At 70.2% G+C, this 744-nt stretch carries 1 protein-coding gene; it reads left to right on the plus strand.

The genetic code is table 11. From position 1 onward, the window contains the following. The coding region (locus HPY23_RS32825) for an aldehyde dehydrogenase family protein (RefSeq protein ID WP_236017630.1) at positions 1-744 on the plus strand (744 nt) is incomplete at both ends.

Here is a 744-nt window from a genome sequence, read left to right on the forward strand (position 1 = left end):
GTTCAACTTCCCCGCCATGGTGCCGATGTGGATGTTCCCCGTCGCGCTCGCCTGCGGCAACTGCTTCGTGCTCAAGCCCTCCGAGCGCGACCCCTCCGCCGCCCTCGTCATGGCCGAGTGGCTGAAAGAAGCGGGGCTGCCCGACGGCGTGTTCTCGGTGGTGCAGGGCGACAAGGAGGCGGTGGACGCCCTCCTGCACCACCCCGACGTCTCGGCGGTGTCCTTCGTCGGCTCGACCCCGATCGCCAAGTACATCTACGAGACCGCGGCGCGAACGGGCAAGCGCGCCCAGTGCCTGGGCGGGGCCAAGAACCACATGGTGGTGATGCCCGACGCCGACATGGACCAGGCGGTCGACGCCCTGATGGGCGCGGCCTACGGCTCGGCCGGCGAGCGCTGCATGGCGATCTCGGTGGCGGTGCCGATCGGCGAGGAGACCGCCGACCGGCTGATGGAGAAGCTGGTCCCGAAGGTGCGCGCGCTGAAGGTCGGGCCCGGCACCGACCCGGAGGCCGAGATGGGCCCGCTGGTGACCGCGCAGCACCGCGACAAGGTGAAGGGCTACATCGACCGCGGCGTACAGGAAGGCGCCGAGCTGGTGGTCGACGGGCGGACCCTGAGCCTGCAGGGCTACGAGAACGGGTACTTCGTCGGCGGCACGCTGTTCGACCGGGTGACGCCCGAGATGACGATCTACAAGGAGGAGATCTTCGGGCCGGTTCTGGCGGTGGCGCGCGCGCCCGA

This window comes from Methylobacterium ajmalii, from assembly GCF_016613415.1.
In the GTDB taxonomy this organism is placed as follows: Bacteria; Pseudomonadota; Alphaproteobacteria; order Rhizobiales; family Beijerinckiaceae; genus Methylobacterium; species Methylobacterium ajmalii.